Origin of the sequence: Methylophaga muralis, from assembly GCF_001720165.1 — a bacterium.
In the GTDB taxonomy this organism is placed as follows: domain Bacteria; phylum Pseudomonadota; class Gammaproteobacteria; order Nitrosococcales; family Methylophagaceae; genus Methylophaga; species Methylophaga muralis.
Window position 1 is genome coordinate 1 of the sequence record NZ_MCRI01000106.1, and the last position, 673, is coordinate 673.

Here is a 673-nt window from a genome sequence, read left to right on the forward strand (position 1 = left end):
GCTTTACGGCGTAAACCAAAAAGCCTAATAATGCTGGAGCAAATAACCATAATGCAGCTGGAACTGGTACTTCACTGATACCACTGTCCAAACGCAAATCGTAGTTACTGCCAGCAGCACCACGACCGATCATTACAGTGATCACATAGTTTGTTGCAGCTTCCAACATCCAAGAATATTCGACAACACCCAGTGAACCGATTTTAACTATATCTAATAATGTAGTCGTAACACCGTCAAAAATTGAAACCGAAGTTCTGTTAGGGATTAATGGATTAAAAGTCAGAGACAACGTTCCAGTCGTGGCAACATCAGAAGAAGCAGTAAATACATCATTAATGGTTGCACCACCGATACCACCAGCACTCCAAGCTGAAGTAACAACTGAACCTGAAGCGATTCCAACTGTACCGGCATTGGAATCTGCACCAACTAATGATAACGAAGCTGCGTTAACGTTGAACGAGAACAACATGGCTGCAAAAAATAGCATCGTTTTTTTCATGAGAATTTCCTAATGATTATGAAAAAATTTAAACAATGCAACCCGGCCATCTTTAAAGTAACCCAAAGATCCGTGGCTTTCCGCCCTTACCTCACGATAAGTTTGGCAAGTCATTGATTTATACAACAACTTTTCCAGATTTCTCTGGAAACTGGTTGTTAGAGTGAG

General features: G+C 40.9%; 1 protein-coding gene and 1 riboswitch. The gene reads right to left on the reverse strand.

The features are described from left to right. Positions 1-505: hypothetical protein (locus A9E74_RS13830; protein ID WP_069297161.1), on the reverse strand; the 505-nt coding region annotated here is incomplete at its 3' end. 33 nt (positions 506-538) lie between these two features. Further along, a riboswitch (cyclic di-GMP riboswitch) is annotated at positions 539-622 on the reverse strand. Between the last annotated feature and the right edge of the window lie 51 nt (positions 623-673).